This is a genomic window from Nocardia rhizosphaerihabitans (genome assembly GCF_014646295.1).
Lineage (GTDB): Bacteria > Actinomycetota > Actinomycetes > Mycobacteriales > Mycobacteriaceae > Nocardia > Nocardia rhizosphaerihabitans.
On record NZ_BMNE01000001.1, the window covers coordinates 266,177 to 285,189 of the forward strand.

A 19,013-nucleotide genomic window follows, 5' to 3' on the forward strand; every position below is an offset into this window, starting at 1 on the left:
GGTGTTCTGTGGCAACCGATACCGCCCGATCCGAGGTCGGGTTCGGCTCGGACCGTGGCCCCGTGCTCGCCTCGCTGATGCTCGCCACCGGACTCGTCGCGCTCGATTCGACGATCCTGGCGACCGCGGTGCTGTCGATCACCGACAACCTCGGTGACTTCGCGCTGTTCCCCTGGCTGTTCACGAGCTACCTGCTCGCCCAGGCGGTGACGGTGCCGATCTACGGCGCGCTCGCCGACACCTTCGGCCGTAAGCCGGTGATGCTGTTCGGGATCGCGGTGTTCGCGCTCGGCTCGCTGCTGTGCGGGCTGGCGAGCAGCATGCTCGCGCTGATCGTGTTCCGCGCCGTCCAGGGCATCGGGGCCGGGGCCATCCAGCCGACGACCATGGTCATCGCGGGTGATCTGTACACGCTGGCCGAACGTGCCACGATCCAGGGCTATCTGGCCGGGGTGTGGGCGGTGGCATCGGTGACGGGGCCGCTGCTCGGCGGCATCTGTGCCGACTATGTCGGCTGGCGGTGGATCTTCCTGGCCAATCTGCCGCTGGCCGTGCTCGCCGCCTGGATGCTGGTCCGCAATTTCCACGAGTCCGTACCCCGGCGGCACCGCAGCGTCGACTACGCGGGCTCGGTGTTGCTGACGCTCGGCGCGGGGGCGCTCGTCCTCGGCCTGCTCGAAGGTGGCCGCGCCTGGGCCTGGGGCTCGCCGGCCGGTCTGGCCGTCTTCGCCTGCGCCGCACTGTCGCTCACGCTGTTCGTGATCGTGGAATCACGGGCCGCGCAACCGATTCTGCCGCTGTGGGTGTTCACCCGGCGCGTGGTGATCGCGAGCAGTGTCGCCGCCATGCTGGGCGGGGCACTGCTGTTCGGATTCACCACGTATGTGCCGATGTTCAATCAGGGTGTGCTGGGCTCGAGCGCGCTGGTCGCCGGGGTCGTCACCGGTGCGCTCACCCTCGGCTGGCCGTTGGCCGCGGCCAGGGCGGGAAAGGTGTACCTGCGCTTCGGGTTCCGCACCTGCGCGGTGCTCGGCAGTGCGGTCGCGGCGATCGGTGCGGCGACGACGCTGCTGCTCGGCGAGAACTCGGCGCTGTGGCAGGTCGCCGTCTCGTGTTTCGTGGTCGGCGCGGGCATGGGGTTGGTGGCGACGCCGACGCTCATCGCGGCACAGACGAGCGCGGCGTGGACCGAGCGCGGTGTCGTCACCTCGGCGAACATGTTCGCGCGGTCACTGGGCAGCGCGGTGGGCGTCGCCGTGTTCGGTGCGATCGTCAACGCGCGCCTCGGGAGCGCGGACGCGCCGTCGCCGCAGACCTTGTCGGCCGCCGTGCACCTGGTGTTCGCGACCATCGCGGCGATGACCGTCGTGCTGGTGGCGGCGTGCGCGGCGATCCCCGGCCGGGCCGCGCAATTTCCTGCCCATCCAGCGGGAAGGGCGGGCCCGCTGCGCCGTCTCGAGCACGAGCATGGGGTGGCATCACCAGACGAGAAGAGGGAGCCAGGATGCTGACAACCAGCATGCGCGCCGAGCTCGCCGCCGAACTGGCGCGGGCGGAGCTGGATCGGGTGGCCGTGTCGCCCATCGCCGACCGGTATCCGGGCATCGACGTGGTCGACGCGTACGAGATCCAGCTCCTCAATATCCGGCGCAAGCTGGATGACGGCGGGAAGATCGTCGGGCACAAGGTGGGGCTGTCGTCGAAGGCGATGCAGCAGATGATGGGCGTCGACGAACCCGATTACGGTCACCTGCTCGCCGACATGGAGCTGTCCGAGGACGTCCCCGTCGACACCTCGAAGTTCCTGCTGCCGCGGGTGGAGGTCGAGGTCGGTTTCGTGCTCGGCGCCGATCTGCCCGGCGAAGACTGCACCGAGGCCGATGTCCTCGCCGCGACCGTCGCCTACGCGCCCGCGATCGAATTGATCGACTCCCGCATCACCGATTGGCGGATCGGGTTGTGCGACACCATTTCCGACAATGCGTCCTCGGCGGGATTCGTGCTCGGCAAGGAGCGCGTCGCCCCCGCCGACATCGATATCACCGGCATCGACGCGACCCTGACCTGCAACGGTGCGGTCATCGCCGAGGGCCGCAGCGACGCGGTGCTGGGCGACCCGGTGATCGCCGTCGCCTGGCTGGCCCGCAAGGTCGCGAGCTTCGGTGTGCGCTTGAAGGCCGGTGACGTGGTTCTGCCCGGTTCCTGCACTCGCGCCATCGACGCCCGTCCGGGTGACGCCTTCCATGCCGAGTTCACCGGACTCGGTTCCGTCCGTCTGCATTTCGCGTAGACATCCACTGCCTTAGGAGGCCGACGTGTCCGATACCGGGACCGTCACCGCCGCGATCGTCGGATCCGGCAACATCAGCACCGACCTGCTCTACAAACTGCTGCGCTCGGAATCCATCACGCCGCGCTGGATGATCGGCATCGACCCCGACAGCGAAGGGTTGAAGCGGGCGCGCGGGCTGGGTCTGGAGACCTCGGCCGAGGGTGTGGACTGGCTGCTCGCCCAGGACGAGAAGCCCGACATGGTCTTCGAAGCCACCTCCGCCTACGTCCATCGCGCCGCCGCGCCGCGGTATGCCGAGCTCGGTATCCGCGCCGTCGATCTGACTCCCGCCGCGGTGGGTCCGGCTGTCGTGCCACCGGTCAACCTGGCCTCGCTGCTGGGTGCGCCCAACGTCAACATGATCACCTGCGGTGGACAGGCGACGATTCCGATCGTCGCCGCCGTTTCCCGCGTGGTGCCGGTGACCTACGCCGAGATCGTGGCGTCGGTGTCCTCGGTGTCGGCCGGTCCGGGTACCCGCGCCAATATCGATGAGTTCACCAAGACCACCAGTCGCGGTGTGGAGACCATCGGTGGTGCTCAGCGAGGTAAGGCGATCATCATCCTGAACCCGGCCGAGCCGCCGATGATCATGCGCGACACCATCTTCTGCGCCATTCCCGAGGATGCCGACCACGACGCGATCAGCGCCTCGATCCATCAGATGGTCGCCGATATCCAGCAGTACGTGCCCGGCTACCGGCTGCTCAACGAACCGCAGTTCGACGAGCCGTCGGTGGTGTCCGGTGGTTTGGCGAAGGTGTCGGTGTTCGTGGAGGTCGAAGGCGCGGGTGACTTCCTGCCGCCCTACGCGGGCAATCTCGACATCATGACCGCTGCCGCGACCCGCGTCGGTGAAGTCGTCGCCGGTCAGATCCTGTCGGCCCGGGTGTAAGGAGCTCAAATCATGGTCTACTCCGCAGATCTCGACATCCGCGTCACCGACACCTCGCTGCGTGACGGTTCGCATCACAAGCGCCATCAGTTCACCGCCACCGAGGTCCGCGACATCGTCGCCGCCCTCGACGGCGCCGGTGTGCCGGTCATCGAAGTCACCCACGGTGACGGCCTGGGCGGTTCCTCGTTCAACTACGGGTTCTCCAAAACCCCTGAGCAGGAACTCATCAAGACCGCCGCGGAGACAGCGAAGACCGCCAAGATCGCCTTCCTCATGCTGCCGGGAGTCGGCATCAAGGAAGACATCAAGATCGCGCAGGACAACGGGGCGGCGATCTGCCGCGTCGCCACCCACTGCACCGAAGCCGACGTGTCCGTGCAGCACTTCACCGCGGCCCGCGAGCTCGGCCTGGAAACGGTCGGCTTCCTGATGATGTCGCACACCCAGCCGCCGGAGGCCCTGGCCAAGCAGGCCCGCATCATGGCCGACGCGGGCTGCCAGTGCGTCTACGTCGTCGATTCCGCGGGCGCCCTCGTCCTGGAACAGGTCTCGGACCGGGTGTCCGCGTTGGTCGCCGAGCTCGGCAACGACGCGCAGGTGGGCTTCCACGGCCACGAGAACCTGGGCCTGGCCGTCGCCAACTCGGTGTACGCGGTGCGCGCGGGCGCCACCCAGATCGACGGCTCGGCTCGCCGCTTCGGCGCGGGCGCCGGCAACCTGCCGGTCGAAGCCTTCATCGGCGTCTGCGACAAGCTCGGCATCAAGACCGGCGTCGACTTCTTCGCCGTCACCGACGCCGCCGAGGACGTCGTCCGCCCGGCCATGCCGTCGGAATGCCTCCTCGACCGCCAAGCCCTGATGATGGGCTACGCGGGCGTCTACTCCAGCTTCCTGCGTCACGCCGAACGCCAAGCCGAACGCTACGGCGTCTCCGCCGCCGAACTCCTCGTCCGCGCGGGTCGCCGCAAGCTCATCGGCGGCCAGGAGGACCAGCTCGTCGACATCGCCCTGGAACTCCAGCGCGAGGCATCGGTCAGCGCGTGAATCGTGCGCCGCGTGGTGATCCCACGCGGCGCGCGATCAGCGGTGGTGCATCGACTCCTCGTTGTCGTAGCCGAGGGTGACGTCGTGGGTGATCTCGCCGCGGGTCACCGACACCTGGCTGGCGACCGGCGGGTAGCCGCGCGCCACGACGGTGTACTCGCCTTCCGGCAGGTCGGGGACCAGGTACCGGCCCTTCTCGTCGGTGCGGGTGGTGGCCGCCGGATCGCCGCCCGCGGCGAGGACGGTGATCTGGACATCGGCGACGGGGCGGTCACCGTCGACCCAGGCCGAGCCGACCAGGATGGCCATCGGCTCGAGATCGATGTCGTGGTGCAGCGAGCCCGTCTCCGGGACGGTCAGCGCGACCGCGGACGGGCGCATATGGTCGGCGACCGCGACCAGCGTGTACGTCCCGCTCACGACATCGCGGCACACGTACACTCCGTCCTCGCCCGTGATCGCCGCACCGACGACGTCACCCTCGGGATCGGTGAGGGTCACGGTGGCGCCGAACAGCGGTTCGCCGCGCCGCGCCGACCGCACGGTGCCGGTGAGTTCACCCGCCCCGGTGAGCATCAGGTCGACGTGCAGCGCCCGCTCCCCCAGTGACACGCTCACCGCCTCGGGCTGGTGTCCCGCCGCGGCGGCGATGAGGACATAGTTTCCCGGCTGCGGCGCCGCGATGACATAGGCGCCGTCGGCGTCGCCGTTGCCGCGCGCCACCTGATGACCGTGCTGGTCGATCAGGGTGAGGATGGCCGCGGGCACCGGGCGGGCATCGTCGCGGCGCAACAGCCCCGCGATGACCCGGCCGGTCGCGGCGGGCCGCAGGTGATCGACCATCTCGTGCGCGTCGTGCAGGCTCACGTCCCGCAGCAGCGTGCCGTCGGAACCCTCCTCGGGCGCCGGATCCTCGCGCAGCGGAATCTCTTTCATGAACACCATCACCAGGCAGGCCACGATGGCGAGATCCGCGGCGAGCAGGAAGACACCCTGCATCGCGTCGGTGAAACCGGCCAGGATCGGCATCCGCAGCTCGTCGGGCAGCGCGGCGATGCCGGAGGTATCCCGTTGCAGCGCATCCAGACCCGCCGCGTCGAGACCGGCGGGCAGGCTGCCGCCGAACGCGGACAGGATCGATCCGGGCAGCCGATCGAACAGGACGGTGAGGAACACCGCGACACCCAGGGTGCCGCCCAGCTGGCGGAAGAAGGTCGCCGACGCGGTCGACACCCCCATCTCGGTGCTCGGCACGGCGTTCTGCGCGGCGATGATCAGCGTCTGCATGCAGCCACCGAGGCCGAAACCCATGATCGCGCTGTAGGCGAGCGGCTGCCACAGCGGGCCGTCGTAGCCGACGTGGGCGAACAGCGCGCAGCCGATCGCCAGGATCAGCGCGCCGAGGACCGGCAGTACCTTGTACCGTCCGCTGGCCTTGGTGATCAGGCCCGACAGGTGCGCGCCGACCATGATGCCCAGCACCAGCGGCAGCATCAGCAGACCCGCCTCGGTCGGCGAGAAACCACGCACGACCTGCAAGTACTGCGGAACCATGGTGATCGCGCCGAACATCGCGACACCGACAAGGAAGCCGCCGAGGATGGCGATGCTGAAGGTCGAACTGCGGAACAATCGCAGCGGGATCAGCGCCGCGTCCTTCATGAAGAACTCGACGATCAGGAACAGCACGAGCCCGCCCGCGCCGATTCCGTAGCAGAGCAACGACTTCGGCGAGGTCCACCCCCACACCCGGCCCTGCTCGGCCACGAGGAGCAACGGCACGACAGCGACGACGAGGGTGAGCGCGCCGAGCCAGTCGATCCGGCTGCGCCTGCGGATGTGCCCCACATTCAGCACCCGCGCGACGACCAGGAACGCCAATACGCCGACCGGCACGTTCACCAGGAACACCCAGCGCCAGCCCTCGATCCCGCCCAGGCTCTCGTATTCGGACAGGAACCCGCCGACCACCGGGCCCAGCACCGTCGCGATGCCGAACACCATGAGGAAATACCCCTGGTAGCGGACCCGTTCGCGAGCGGGCACGATATCGCCGACGATGGTGAACGCCAGCGACATCAGCCCGCCGGCGCCCAGTCCCTGGAACGCGCGGCAGGCGGCCAGCTGGTACATCGTGGTCGCGAAGCAGCAGGCCGCCGAGCCGATGACGAACAGGGCGATCGCCAGCAGATAGAACGGTTTGCGCCCGTAGATGTCGGCCAGTTTGCCGTAGAGCGGCGTGGTGACGGTGGCGGTGATCAGGTATGCCGTTGTCGCCCACGCCTGTTCGTCGAAGCCGTCGAGACTGTTCGCGATCCGCACGATCGCGACGCTGACGATGTTCTGGTCGAGCGCGGCGAGGAACACCCCGAGTAGCAGGCCGGACAGAATCGTGAGTGTCTGGCGGTGCGTGAGGCGTGGTTCGGCAACGACGGTATCGGTCATGGAAAAGCCCTGGTTCTGATCGGCTGGCAAGTGGGGGTCGATCATGCGGCCCACACGAGGGCCGACAACCCCGCTGCGAGGAAAACTTTGCGCCGCGGGTGGAACTCTTCATGCACTGGTGCGCAGAGCTTACCCACGTCGAATACGCCGCCGTCAACGAGGGATCAAGTGACCGCTCATTTCGCACCGAATCGATAGGCCGCGGCGATCAGTACTGCCAGTTCCGGATCACGCGCCTCGGCCATGGAATGCACGACGACCAGGTGATTCCAGCGCGATCTGCCGACCTGATTCACCCGATACACCGGTGGTCGCGCCATTTCCTCGTCGATCGCGAGCATGATTTGGACGGTGCCTTCCGGATTCCGGCCGGTGATGTTGTAGAGCGATACCCACGCGAACTTGCGGACGAGTCCGAAGGTGATCTGCGATGCCACCGACAGTTCCGCCGGACCGTCGGCCGCGATCAATTCCCGCAGCACGGTGAAGATCTCGAGAGAATGCGGTTTGCCCGCGAAGAAGGTTTCGATCGCGGCGTCGACGGAATCGCTCATCGCCCGGCGACCGCGCTCGGTGTGGTGAGCCGTTCGGCCAAGGCGCACAGCGTCTCCGAGCAGCCTGCGTCGATGCGCACGGCGGCCAGTTCGTCGGCGCGGGTGCCGCCTCGGTTGATGATCACCACCGGCACACCGTTTTTCGCGGCGCGCCGCACGAAACGCAGGCCCGACATCACCGTCAGCGACGAACCCGCCACGAGCAGCGCCTGCGCGTCGTCGACCAGGTCGAAGGCCGCGGCCACCCGGTCGGCGGGCACGGATTCACCGAAGTAGACGATGTCGGGTTTGAGCATGCCGCCGCAGGTCGCGCAGTCGAGCATCCGGAACCGCGCGGTATCGGTCACCACCGCGTCCGCGTCGGGGGCGACTTCGATACCGGTCGCCGCTGAAACATGTTCGGCGAAACCGGGATTCGCCTCTTCCAGCCGCTCGGCCAGCGTCATGCGCGAGATCATCGTGGGGCAGCGCAGGCAGCACACCCGCGCGTAGGTGCCGTGCAGGTCGATCACGCGCCGCGCGCCCGCCTTGGTGTGCAGGAGGTCCACGTTCTGGGTGATCACGCCGGAGACCACCCCGGCGCGTTCCAGCTCGGCGACGGCCCGGTGTCCCCGATTCGGGCGCGCGGCGTCCATCCGCCGCCAGCCCAGGTGGTTGCGGGCCCAGTAGCGCTGCCGGAACTCGGCGTCGCCGACGAACTGCTGGTAGGTCATCGGGTTGCGCGGCGGCGAGTCGGGCCCGCGATAGTCGGGGATGCCGCTGTCGGTGCTCAGGCCCGCTCCGGAGATCACCACGAGGCGGCGCCCGGCCAGCAGGTCGGCCGCGCGCTCCACCGCGGTGTCGTCCGGGGCGGGATCCACCATTAATCCACTGTACGAGCGGTCGCCGGGACGGCGGGCGGCCGGGTCGCGGCGGTGAACACGCCGGACCGAGTTGCGTGCCGCGCAGGTCGGGCGACATGATGGCTCATCTGCCCGGCAGCACGCACCGCGTGCGAGATCGACCGTCAGAGGAAACCTGTGTCCGACAACGACGAGTACGGCCGCGCCGCGCTCAACGCCGCGGTCGACGGGACCATCGTCGCCGTCCGCCGGATGTTCTACGTCCTGGGCGACGACATCGACCGCACCGAGGGCCCGATCGAATTCACCTTCCACAACGGCTCGACGCTGCTGCTCGACGCCGGCGTCGACGGCGCGGAACTACGGATCGGCGCGGCACCGTGGCGTGACCCGTTCGAACCGCTGGTCGACCCGGTGAACATCGAATACGTCGCCATCTCGGGCAAATACACCGCGTTCGACGTCACCGACGAACCGCCCTACGACGTGCTCGCGGGCCGCCGGGTCGACGCGGTCTCGGTCGTCCCGCTCCCCGACGGCAGGCCGCAGGCCGCCACGCTGTACCTCGGCGAGGGCATGGTGAAGGCGGAGTCCATCGCCGACGAGCTGATCGTGACCCTGGTCCCGGCATGAGTTCGTCGGCCCTGGATCGACTACGCGGACTGTTCCGTCGCCGCGGCGCCGCGCACCCGGCCTTCGCGACGACACCGCTGCGCCCGGAGTTCAGCGGCGAAGACCTGCCGGGGAACCGGGTCTGGCACGACAGTCACGTCGCCTATCTCGGCGCGACGGACCGCGCGCGATTCCGCCTGCACGCGCGCGACGGACTCCTGTACACCGCCGACGGCACCCTGTTCGACACCACCGAGGCGAGCACCCTGTGGTCCCCCACCGGCGGTCGCGCGATCTTCGTCATGGACGCCGACGGCGTCATCTACAGCTCGCCCCGCCACCTGCTCGGCCGATTCCACCATTCCAGTTTCCTGGCCGGTGGCCCTGTCGCCGCCGCGGGCGAGCTGGTGGCGCGCGACGGCTGGATCATCCTGGTCTCCGATCACAGCACGCACTACCGCCCGGCTCCCCGGTTCACGCACCAGATTCTGGACAGCCTTCGCGCACAAGGCATTCCGACCGACGCCGTGTCCGTGGAATTCCATTTCGCCGAGCAGACCGGCACCTAGGGCCTGTTCGGAGTCCGCCGTCGCGGCGGTGACACGGTGCGCGGTTACCCGCGTCGGGGCGCTGCTCGAGGCAGCATGAGGCGCGGCGGAATGGGTGAACCGGGTGGCAGGGAAGGTGTGTGGGCGGGTGCGGGCAGCGGTTCCTGGGCAGGTCAGGTGGCGGGCGGGCTGGGGCGTGGCGGCGGGATTGTTCGTCGCCGTATTCGTGCTGGTGCCCGCGACCTTCGCGGTGCAGGACGCCTGGGAGGTGCCGGTGCCGCGGACGATCGCATTCGCGGAGATCGAGCCGATCCAGACCTCGTACTGGCTGAGCTGGGCGCTGACCCTGGCCGCGCTGCTGACCCCGACCCTGCTGCTGGCGCTGCTGCCCGCGGCCCGGATGATCGCGCTCGGCTATCTGCTCACCACCACCGCCACCGGGTTCGTGCTGTGCGCGACCACCGTTGGCCTGACGTTCAGCGGCCTCGATCCGGCGTGACCTGGGTCAGGGCGAACTCCTCGGACAGGGTGTCGATGACCGAGCCGTGGATCTGCCGGTGCTCGTTGGCCAGCGCCGTGGTGGTGCAGATACCGAACGCGCCCTCGGCGTCGTAGAGGACCGCAGCGCCCGCGGCGATGCCGTCGTCGCTGAGATGCGATTCCGCCTCGATGCCCATCTCGAGCCCGATCGGCATGCGCGAGAACGTGATCGAGACGTCGGTGTTGATGAACCCGATGCCCTCGGTGCCCCAGTTGGTGACCAGGCTGGTCTGCTCACCGGCCATGGCGGCGAAGCAGAACGGGGAGGACTCCTCGCCCGCGACCACGGGGATATTGCGCACCCACTTGCGTTTCCTGGCGTCGTTCTGGTGCTCGGTCATCTTCACCGACCACCCGTTGCCGTCGCTGCCGAACAGGTGCATGGCCGCGTCGACGGTGGCGAGCGCGTCACGCGGCGGCAGCGGCCGTTCCCGCTCGGGCCGCCACACCTCCCCCGGCGGCTGGGTCGACCGCTTCAGCAGCAGCGCACTGCCCCGCGCGACCGGCTCGCCGCCGGAACGCAGCACGATCGCCACCGCGCGGACCCGTTTGCCGTCGCGGATCAGTTCGCTGTCGACGGTCAGCGACACCGCGGGCACCGCCCGGTGCAGATCGACGGTGAGCCGGGCGGGCGCGAACCCGTCGTCGCAGTAGCGCGCCTCGACTTCGCGGGCGATCAGCCCGCACACCGGCGGCCCGGACAGCGTGCTCGGGGCCCACAGGCTCATGGAGAACCGGGTCGGCTGGAAAACGCCGTCGTCCTGCGTGAAGTACGCCGGAGAATTGCTCATTGCGACTCTCTTCTGCCCTGCTACCGGCACCCGCGTGCCGTGGTGCGCCCACGCACCACGATCAGAGTAGAACGCGTTCTAGTTTTCCGGCAAGTCGGGCAGCTCAGGCGCGCTGCCTGCCGCCGCGCTGCGGAATGTAGGCGTCGATGGCCGCGCCGCTGATCTGTCTGCGCTCGTTGGCGACGGCCGACACGGTGCACACACCGAATTCGCCGTCCGCGTCGTAGAGCACGGCCGAGCCCGCCGCGATGCCGTCGTGGCTGAGGTGATTGCCCGCTTCGATGCCCATCTCCGGGCCGATCGGCAACCGGGCGAAGGTGATCGAGACATCGGTGTTGATGAAGCCGATTCCCTCGGTGCCCCAGTTCGTCACCAGGCTGGCCTGCTCGCCCGCCATGGCGGCGAAGACGAACGGCGACCCGGCTTCCCCGGCCACCACCGGGATGCCGCGCACCCACTTGCGTTTGCGGGTGTCGTTCTCGTGGCGGGAGATCTCGACGGACCAGCCGTCGCCGGACCCGTCACTGTCGAACAGGTGCACGGTCGGTGCGACCGAGGCCAGCAGCTCCGCCGGCGGCAGCGGCGGCCGCCGCACCTCGCGCCACACCTCTCCCGGCGGCTGCGCCGAACGCTTCAGCAGTACCGCCGAGGCCCGCGCGACCACCACGCCCTCGGCGCGCAGCACCGCCTGCGCCGCGCGCACCCGGTTGCCGTCGCGGGTCAGCTCACTGTCCACGGTCAACGGGACGGCGGGCACGGGCTGATGCAGGTCGACGGTGAACCGGGCGGGCACGAATTCGCCGGTGCGGTACCGGTTCTCGATCTCGCGGGCGAGCAGTCCGCACACCGGCGGGCCGGACAGGATGCCGTCGGCCCACAGGCTCCGGCCCCACGATGTCGGCGTGTACACCTCGCCGTCACGCCGGAAATACGCGGCGGGCTGCTCGGTACTCACTCCAGCTCGCCCTCGGTCTCGAGGTAGATCTGCCGCAGCTTGTCCAGGGTCTCGGCCTCGGGGTGCTCCCACAGCTTGCGCTCGGCGGCTTCCAGGAGCCGCTCGGCGATGCCGTGCAGGGCCCAGGGGTTGGACTGCTCCATGAACTTGCGGTTCACATCGTCGAAGACGTAGCTCTCCGACAGCTTCTCGTACATCCAGTCGGCGACGACATTGGTGGTGGCGTCGTAGCCGAACAGGTAGTCGACGGTGGCCGCCATCTCGAAGGCGCCCTTGTAGCCGTGCCGGCGCATCGCCTCGAGCCAGCGCGGGTTGACCACGCGGGCACGGAACACGCGGGCGGTCTCCTCCGAGAGCGTGCGGGTGCGCACGGCGTCGGGGCGGGTGGAGTCGCCGATGTAGGCCTCGGGGTTCTTGCCGGTCAGCGCGCGCACGGTGGCGACCATGCCGCCGTGGTACTGGAAGTAGTCGTCGGAATCGGCGATGTCGTGTTCGCGGGTGTCGGTGTTCTTGGCGGCCACCGCGATGCGTTTGTAGGCGGTGCGCATGTCGTCGGCGGCGGGGGCGCCGTCGAGATCGCGACCGTAGGCGTAGCCACCCCAGGTGGTGTACACCTGCGCGAGATCGTCGTCGGTGCGCCAGCTCTTGGAGTCGATGAGCTGCAGCAGGCCCGCGCCGTAGGTGCCCGGCTTGGAACCGAAGATGCGGGTGGTGGCGCGGCGGGCGTCGCCGTGCTCGGCCAGATCCGACTGGGCGTGCGCGCGAACATAATTCGACTCGGCCGGCTCGTCGAGCTCGGCGACGAGCCGGACCGCGTCGTCGAGCAGGGCCAGCACGTGCGGGAAGGCGTCACGGAAGAAGCCGGAGATGCGCACGGTGACATCGATGCGCGGGCGGGCGAGTTCGTCGAGCGGGATCACCGCCAGGGAGGTGACGCGGCGGCTGGCCTCGTCCCACACCGGCCGCACACCCAGCAGCGCGAAGACCTCGGCGATGTCGTCACCGGAGGTCCGCATGGCCGAGGTGCCCCACACCGACAGGCCCACCGACTTCGGGTATTCGCCGTGGTCGGCGAGGTAGCGGGCCAGCAGCGACTCCGCCATCGCCTGGCCGGTCTCCCAGGCCAGTCGCGACGGGACGGCCTTGGGGTCGACGGAGTAGAAGTTGCGGCCGGTGGGCAGCACGTTGATCAGGCCGCGCAGCGGGGAACCGCTCGGGCCTGCGGGGATGAAGCCGCCGTCGAGAGCGTGCAGGACGCGGGCGATCTCGATGCCGGTTTCCCGCAGGCGGGGCACGACCTCGGTCGCGGCGAACCGCAGGATCATGGCGACCTTGTCCAGGCGCTCGGCATCGCGGTGTCCGTCACCCGTCGCGGCGCGGTGCCCGTCGAGGATCGCGGTCTCGAAGTCGGCGACCAGTCGCTCGACCGCGTCGACGGCCCAGTCCGCCGCCTGCAGGGCAGCCAGCAGTTCCCGGGCGCGGCCCTCGACCACGTCGACCCGCTCGCGGGCTTCGTCACCGGCTTCGCTGAGCCCCAGGGCTTCGCGCAGGCCGGGCACGTTCTGCTCGCCGCCCCACAGCTGGCGGGCGCGCAGCATGGCCAGCACCAGGTCGAGTTCCATCTCGCCCTCGGGCGCCTGGCCGAGGATGTGCAGACCGTCGCGGATCTGGACGTCCTTGATCTCGCACAGCCAGCCGTCGACGTGCAGCAGCATGTCGTCGAAGACGTCTTCCTCGGGGCGTTCGGCCAGGCCGAGGTCGTGGTCCATCTTGGCGGCGCGCATCAGCGTCCAGATCTGCTGGCGGATGGCGGGCAGTTTCGCCGGGTCGAGGGCGGAGATGTTGGCGTGCTCGTCGAGCAGCTGCTCGAGCCGGGAGATGTCGCCGTAGGTCTCGGCGCGCGCCATCGGCGGGATCAGGTGGTCGACGAGGGTGGCGTGCGCGCGACGCTTGGCCTGGGTGCCCTCACCCGGGTCGTTGACCAGGAACGGGTAGATCAGCGGCAGGTCGCCGAGCGCGGCGTCGGTGCCGCAGGAGGCCGACATGCCGAGGGTCTTGCCGGGCAGCCATTCCAGGTTGCCGTGCTTGCCGAGGTGCACCATCGCGTCGGCGCCGAAACCGTCGGGCGCGGACAGCCAGCGGTAGGCGGCCAGGTAGTGGTGGCTGGGCGGCAGGTCGGGGTCGTGATAGATGGCGACGGGGTTCTCGCCGAAGCCGCGGGGCGGCTGCACCATCAGCACCACATTGCCGAAACGCAATGCGGCGATGACGATCTCGCCCTTCGGATCGGCCGACCGGTCGACGTACAGTTCGCCCGGCGGCGGGCCCCACGCCTCGACCACGGCTTCGCGCAGGTCCTCGGGAAGGGACTCGAACCAGCGGGTGTAGGTGGCGGCGCCGATGCGGATCGGGTTGCCCTCCAGCTGTTCGGCGGTGAGCCAGTCCGGGTCCTGGCCGCCCGCGGCGATCAGGGCGTGGATCAGAGCGTCACCGTCGCGTTCCACCAGGCCGGGGATCTCCCCGAGATCGCCGAGATCGTAACCGGCGGTGTGCAATTCGGTGAGCAGGCGGATCGCGCTTGCCGGGGTGTCGAGACCGACCGCGTTGCCGATGCGGGCGTGCTTGGTCGGGTAGGCCGAGAGCATGATCGCGATCCGCTTGTCGGCGGCCGGGATGTGGCGCAGGCGGGCGTGGCGCACGGCGATGCCGGCGACCCGGGCGGCACGTTCAGGATCGGGAACATACGTCGACAGGCCGTCCGCGTCGAATTCCTTGAACGAGAACGGGACCGTGATGATGCGGCCGTCGAACTCCGGCACCGCGACCTGGGTGGCGACGTCGAGCGGCGAGAGGCCGTCGTCGTTGGCCTCCCACTGCGCGCGGCCGCTGGTCAGGCACAGGCCCTGCAGGATCGGCACGTCGAGGGCGGCCAGCGCGGCCACGTCCCACGCCTCGTCGTCGCCGCCCGCCGAGGCGGTGGCGGGCTTGCTGCCGCCTGCCGCGAGGACCGTCACGACGAGGGCGTCGGCGCGGCCGAGCAGGGCGAGCAGTTCCGGTTCCGCGGTGCGCAGCGAGGCACAGTAGACGGGCAGTGCGCGGGCGCCCTTGGCCTCGATCGCGGTGCACAGTGCGTCGATGTAGCCGGTGTTGCCCGCGAGGTGCTGGGCGCGGTAGTAGACGACGGCGACGGTCGGGGCGTGCGGTTCGAGGATGCGGGCGGTGCGGTCGAGCTCACCCCAGGTCGGCAGTTCCACGGGCGGTTCGAAGCCGTGGCCGGTGAGCAGGACCGTGTCGGAGAGGAAGTTGTGCAGCTCGCGCAGGTTGTCCGCGCCGCCTGCGGCGAGGTAGTTGTGCGCGTCGGCCGCGACGCCGACCGGGACGGTCGAGCACTCCATCAGTTCCGCGTCGGGGGCGATCTCGCCGCCGAGCGCCACCATCGGCACCCCGCTGGCCCGCACCGCGTCCAGGCCCTCTTCCCAGGCGCGCTTGCCGCCGAGGATTCGCACGATCACCAGATCGGCGCCGTCGAGCAACCCCGGCAGATCCTCGACCAGCAACCGGGCGGGATTGCCCCACCGGTAGTCGGCGCCGCTCGCACGCGCGCTGAGCAGATCGGTGTCGGAGGTGGACAGCAGCAGGATCACAGGGTGTGGCCTTCCTCGGGTGACGCGCCCATCGGGATGCGGTGTGGTGCTCGCCGGAGAGGGTCTGGCTGTTCACAGTGGCGCGACCGCACCGGATTTCCACCGGTTTCCTCGACGCCCGCCGAGCATCCCGATCGTACTGGCCGCCCTCGAACCGCAACTTTCCAGCCCGCATCCCGCGACTGGACAAACGATCACCACGCGCTGGTGCGAGCGACGGCCGAGAGCGGACCCGCACCGGAGCGGGGTGATCTTGATCGGTGCGGGCGGCGGGTTGAGGCGCGGGCGGCGGTCATCGGGAGGTCTCCTCGGTGTCAGGGCGGCACGGCATGGCCAGGGTCAGCTGGTCGCCGTCGTCGGCGGAGCGGATGCGGGCGGGCAGGTCGGGGGCGATGAGGTCGAGCATCACGTCGGGGCCAACGGCGCCCGCGACGGCGGGATAGAGGGTGATGACGGCGAAATGGATCGTCATGCCGGGGCCGGTGACGGTCGCGGGCAGTTGCACGGCATCGCCGTCCCTGGTGATCCGCACCGCCCCTGCCGGATCGGCGGTCGCGCCACTGCTCGATGCCGCGCGGACCGGGTCGGGTTCGCGGCCGAGGGTGGCGGGGGTGGCAACGGCATCGGTCTGCGCGAGCTCGTCGAAACCGCACCCGGAGGTCACGTGCAGGGTGATCGTGGGTGAACCGGTCTGTTCGAGCGCGTCCAGCAGTTCGGCCCTGTTCAGAACGACGCGGGTGACGACGGCGGGCAGCGCCGCGAGCATCGCGCGGTAGTCGGGAAACTCGTCGGCCGCCCGGCGGCAGTGTCGGCGATCCGGGCCGGGTGCACCTGGTTCACCGCTCTCGGCGGTCCCCCCGACCGACTGCGCTCCTGCTGTCTCGGCGGATCCACCGGCCGGTTCTGTGCCTGGTGCCTCGACCGGATCGCCGGAGGTGATCTCGAGGTGGGTGGCACCGGGCCGGAGCGCGACCGTGTGCCGACGGCGTAGCCAGGATGCGGCGGCGCGCAGGTCGTCGGCGTCGACGGTCGCAGTCCACTCCGCGGTGGTCGCGCGAGCGGGCCGCAGGCTCCGGGTCGCCAGCCGGTAGCGGTCGGTGGCGGTGAGGATCAGTTCCTGTCCGCGTGCCTCGAGGTGAATGCTGTTGAGTACCGGCATATCCGGATCCATGACCGTCGCGGTCGCGATCTGGTCGACCGCGGCCGCGAGCATCGGCCCGCGCACCCACAGGACGCCGTCGGCACAGGGGTCCGAGTCGGCGCCGGCTACCGCGCCGATCGCCGGCACCGAGCCCGTCTCTGCCACTGGGCTAATCGCCGAAGTCGGATCCGATACCGATGCCGGGCGCGGGCCGAGATGCACTGCGGCGCGGGCCGCGTCGGCCGCCGCGCGCACCGCTTGCAGTTGGCGGTCCAGGCCGGCGAGGTGGGCGTCGACCAGTTCCGCGGCTCGGGCCGGGTCGTGCTCGGCGAGGACTGCCACGACCACGGGCAGCGGCATGTCGACGGCGCGCAGGTGGCGGATCAGCTGGGCGGTGCCGGCTTGGTCGGGCGCGTAGTAGCGGTAGCCGGTGGCCTCGTCGACCACGGCGGGGACGAGGACGCCCGCGTCGGCGTAGAAGCGCAGGGCGCTGGTGCTCAGACCGCACGCGCGGGCGAAGGCACCGATGGTGAGCAGTTCGGATTCGGACATCGGCTCATCATCGGGGTTCGAGTGGCTCGAAGGTCAAGCCGACGCGAGTCCGCGCTTCGCCGCGACGGTCCGCCCGCTCAGCTCGATGTGCGGCGGCGTCGAGATCGATGCCGCCGTACGGTCAGTCGCCGCGGGTGGTGCCCGCGGCGAGCATCTCCGGGGAGCCGGTGCCGAGGTTGCGGTACACGTTGGCGACCACCATCTGGCCGAGGGCGTTGTTGCCGACGCCGCCGATGACCGCGCCGATGCCGGCCGGGATCAGGGTGCCGAACAGCAGCAGCGTGCGTTTGACGAGGTAGTTGACGAGGAAACGCTTGGCCGGTGAGTCCGGCATGCTCGCCAGGCCGGGAATGTGGTCGGTGACGACCGAGAGCCACTGGCCGGTCTTGTGTCCCGCGGTCTCGTCGAGCAGCTTGGTGCCCGCGTCACCGAGCACCACCTTCGACACCAGCTGCGCGCGGCGCGGATCGGCGGGATCGAGATCGTAGGCCGCGGCGGCGCCGACGGACAGCACCGAGGACGCCTCCAGGAACACGACGGTATCGACGCCGGTCGCGGCCAGGCCGAGCAACGTACCGACACCGGGCACGGCGGCGGTGAGCCCGACCACGACGCCGCTGGTGGTGACGACGACCAGGTACTGGCGCGAGAGCCGCCGCAGCGTCTCGACCGGCGCGTCGCCCGGATGCCTGCGTTCGAGCCAGTCGACATAGCGGCCCACCGCGGCGGTTTGCGCGTGCGCCGCCTTGTCCAGTGCGGGAACGACACGCTTGTCCACGAATTCACGCAGCATGCGGCGACCTCTCCTGTCGGCGAAGGATTCCCCGCCCACCCTAGGCGACGCGGCCCGGCAATGCCTGGCGTAGCCGCCCGCGTCGGCGGTCGTAGGCTGGACGGATCATGACCAGGAGCACTCCCGACTCTTGCCCCGGCGTCCTGCGACTGCACCAGGCCGCCGACGGGCCGCTGGCCCGGATCCGGGTGCCCGGCGGCAGGCTCGAACCCGAGCAGGTGCAGGCACTCGCGGACGCGGCCGTCGAACTGGGCAACGGCCACCTCGAACTGACCTCCCGCGGCAATATCCAGCTGCGGCAGGTGCGTGACGCCGCCGCGCTCGCCGACCTGCTCGACGCGGCCGGTCTGCTGCCGAGCCGCACCCACGAGCGGGTCCGCAATATCGTCGCCTCGCCGCTGTCCGGCCGGGTCGGCGGTTGGGCGGATGTGCACGGACTCGCCGTCGGCCTCGACGCCGGTCTGCGCGCGGATCCACGGCTGGCGGATTTGCCAGGCCGGGTGCTGTTCACGCTCGACGACGGTCGCGGCGATGTGAGCACGCTGCGCGGCGACATCGGTGTCCAGGCGGTCGGCGCGGACGAGTTCGCGCTCCTGCTCGCCGGCGCCGACACCGGCGTGCGGGTGACGGCGAGCGAAGCGATCGACGTGATGCTCGACGCGGCGCGTGGCTTCCTCGACCTGCGCGGCACCGGCGACGACGGGCAGTGGCGGTTGCACGAGATCCCCGGCGGCGCCGAGCGCGTCACCGAGACCCTGGACCGCTCCCCCGCCGGTGACCGGCTCGAACTCGGTGCGACACACACCCTTCCGATCGGCTGGCTGGATCAGGACAACGGCCTGGTCAGCCTCGGCGCGGGCGTGCCGCTGGGCACCCTGCCCGCCCGCACCGCGGAATTCGTCGCCGCCGTCGAGCGGCCCGTCTATGTCACCCCGTGGCGCAGCCTGGTGATCACCGATCTCGACGAGGGTCCCGCCGAAACCGTCGTGCGGGTGCTGGCGCCGATGGGCCTGATCTTCGACGCGCAGTCGCCGTGGTTGCAGGTCAGCGCCTGCGCGGGCCGACCAGGATGCGCCAAGTCGCTCACCGATGTGCGCGCCGACCTCACCGCCGCCGTCGACTCCGATCGCGTCCTGCCCGGCGAACCGGGCACGGCCGAGATGCTCGTGCCCGCCGAGGACGTCACCGTGGCGGGCCGTCAGCACTGGTCGGGCTGTGAGCGCCGCTGCGGCCGTCCCACCGGGCCGGTCACCGATGTCGTTGCCACACCCGACGGCTACCGCGTCGACCCGTCGTGACCGCGCGCCCGCTGGGTGGTTGTC

16 protein-coding genes are annotated in these 19,013 nt (G+C 70.1%); 8 read left to right on the plus strand and 8 right to left on the minus strand.

All coding sequences use genetic code 11. The features are described from left to right. Positions 1–8: 8 nt before the first annotated feature. From IEY60_RS01205 to dmpG, 4 genes are read left to right on the plus strand one after another with little or no spacing between them, the layout of a single operon-like run. Positions 9–1,511, plus strand: a complete 1,503-nt coding sequence (locus tag IEY60_RS01205; RefSeq protein ID WP_189022871.1) for an MDR family MFS transporter — start codon at positions 9–11, stop codon at positions 1,509–1,511. Next, positions 1,505–2,290 (plus strand): 2-keto-4-pentenoate hydratase, encoded by a 786-nt coding sequence (locus IEY60_RS01210; RefSeq protein WP_189022875.1) that lies wholly within the window; start codon positions 1,505–1,507, stop codon positions 2,288–2,290. The genes IEY60_RS01205 and IEY60_RS01210 overlap by 7 nt, the downstream gene beginning before the upstream one ends. A 25-nt stretch (positions 2,291–2,315) precedes the next feature. After that, positions 2,316–3,227 carry an acetaldehyde dehydrogenase (acetylating) gene (locus IEY60_RS01215; RefSeq protein ID WP_189022877.1) on the plus strand — a complete coding sequence of 304 codons (912 nt, stop codon included), beginning with the start codon at positions 2,316–2,318 and terminating at the stop codon, positions 3,225–3,227. A 12-nt stretch (positions 3,228–3,239) separates the two neighbouring features. Further along, positions 3,240–4,274 (plus strand): 4-hydroxy-2-oxovalerate aldolase, encoded by a 1,035-nt coding sequence (gene dmpG, locus IEY60_RS01220; RefSeq protein ID WP_189022879.1) that lies wholly within the window; start codon positions 3,240–3,242, stop codon positions 4,272–4,274. A 36-nt stretch (positions 4,275–4,310) separates the two neighbouring features. On the opposite strand, the gene IEY60_RS01225 is transcribed toward dmpG, so the two are convergent. The 3 genes from IEY60_RS01225 to IEY60_RS01235 form a co-directional block, all read right to left on the minus strand. Beyond that, complete coding sequence (locus IEY60_RS01225; protein WP_189022881.1) at positions 4,311–6,719, minus strand: MFS transporter; 2,409 nt, start codon at positions 6,717–6,719, stop codon at positions 4,311–4,313. Between the two features lie 176 nt (positions 6,720–6,895). Further along, positions 6,896–7,273 carry a DUF5655 domain-containing protein gene (locus tag IEY60_RS01230; protein WP_189022884.1) on the minus strand — a complete coding sequence of 126 codons (378 nt, stop codon included), beginning with the start codon at positions 7,271–7,273 and terminating at the stop codon, positions 6,896–6,898. Beyond that, on the minus strand, positions 7,270–8,136 hold the full coding sequence (locus tag IEY60_RS01235; RefSeq protein ID WP_189022886.1) for an NAD-dependent protein deacetylase: 867 nt from the start codon (positions 8,134–8,136) through the stop codon (positions 7,270–7,272). The genes IEY60_RS01230 and IEY60_RS01235 overlap by 4 nt, the downstream gene beginning before the upstream one ends. A gap of 156 nt (positions 8,137–8,292) precedes the next feature. Between IEY60_RS01235 and IEY60_RS01240 the strand changes: the two genes are divergently transcribed. From IEY60_RS01240 to IEY60_RS01250, 3 genes are all read left to right on the plus strand, one after another. Further along, positions 8,293–8,748: a hypothetical protein gene (locus IEY60_RS01240; RefSeq protein WP_189022888.1), complete on the plus strand. Its 456-nt coding sequence runs from the start codon at positions 8,293–8,295 to the stop codon at positions 8,746–8,748. Continuing rightward, positions 8,745–9,296, plus strand: a complete 552-nt coding sequence (locus tag IEY60_RS01245) for an IQM protein middle domain-containing protein (protein WP_189022890.1) — start codon at positions 8,745–8,747, stop codon at positions 9,294–9,296. The genes IEY60_RS01240 and IEY60_RS01245 overlap by 4 nt, the downstream gene beginning before the upstream one ends. Before the next feature lie 127 nt (positions 9,297–9,423). After that, a complete protein-coding gene (locus tag IEY60_RS01250; protein WP_189022892.1) occupies positions 9,424–9,774 on the plus strand; it encodes a hypothetical protein in 351 nt (116 codons plus the stop codon). Here IEY60_RS01250 and IEY60_RS01255 read toward each other — a convergent pair. The 5 genes from IEY60_RS01255 to IEY60_RS01275 all read right to left on the minus strand — a co-directional run bounded on the left by IEY60_RS01255 (position 9,752) and on the right by IEY60_RS01275 (position 17,691). Then, positions 9,752–10,606: an acyl-CoA thioesterase domain-containing protein gene (locus IEY60_RS01255; protein ID WP_229739470.1), complete on the minus strand. Its 855-nt coding sequence runs from the start codon at positions 10,604–10,606 to the stop codon at positions 9,752–9,754. The two genes, IEY60_RS01250 and IEY60_RS01255, sit on opposite strands and share 23 nt — an antisense overlap. A gap of 103 nt (positions 10,607–10,709) precedes the next feature. Further along, positions 10,710–11,561, minus strand: a complete 852-nt coding sequence (locus IEY60_RS01260; protein WP_189022894.1) for an acyl-CoA thioesterase domain-containing protein — start codon at positions 11,559–11,561, stop codon at positions 10,710–10,712. Further along, positions 11,558–15,205 carry a cobaltochelatase subunit CobN gene (gene cobN / locus IEY60_RS01265; RefSeq protein WP_189022897.1) on the minus strand — a complete coding sequence of 1,216 codons (3,648 nt, stop codon included), beginning with the start codon at positions 15,203–15,205 and terminating at the stop codon, positions 11,558–11,560. The genes IEY60_RS01260 and cobN overlap by 4 nt, the downstream gene beginning before the upstream one ends. A 292-nt stretch (positions 15,206–15,497) precedes the next feature. Continuing rightward, positions 15,498–16,898, minus strand: coding sequence for a DNA polymerase III subunit beta family protein (locus IEY60_RS01270; protein WP_189022899.1), 1,401 nt, complete (start codon positions 16,896–16,898; stop codon positions 15,498–15,500). Between the two features lie 121 nt (positions 16,899–17,019). Beyond that, positions 17,020–17,691, minus strand: coding sequence for a hypothetical protein (locus IEY60_RS01275; protein WP_189022901.1), 672 nt, complete (start codon positions 17,689–17,691; stop codon positions 17,020–17,022). Between the two features lie 107 nt (positions 17,692–17,798). On the opposite strand from IEY60_RS01275, the gene cobG reads away from it, so the two are divergent. After that, on the plus strand, positions 17,799–18,989 hold the full coding sequence (gene cobG, locus IEY60_RS01280) for a precorrin-3B synthase (protein WP_189022904.1): 1,191 nt from the start codon (positions 17,799–17,801) through the stop codon (positions 18,987–18,989). Positions 18,990–19,013: the final 24 nt, after the last annotated feature.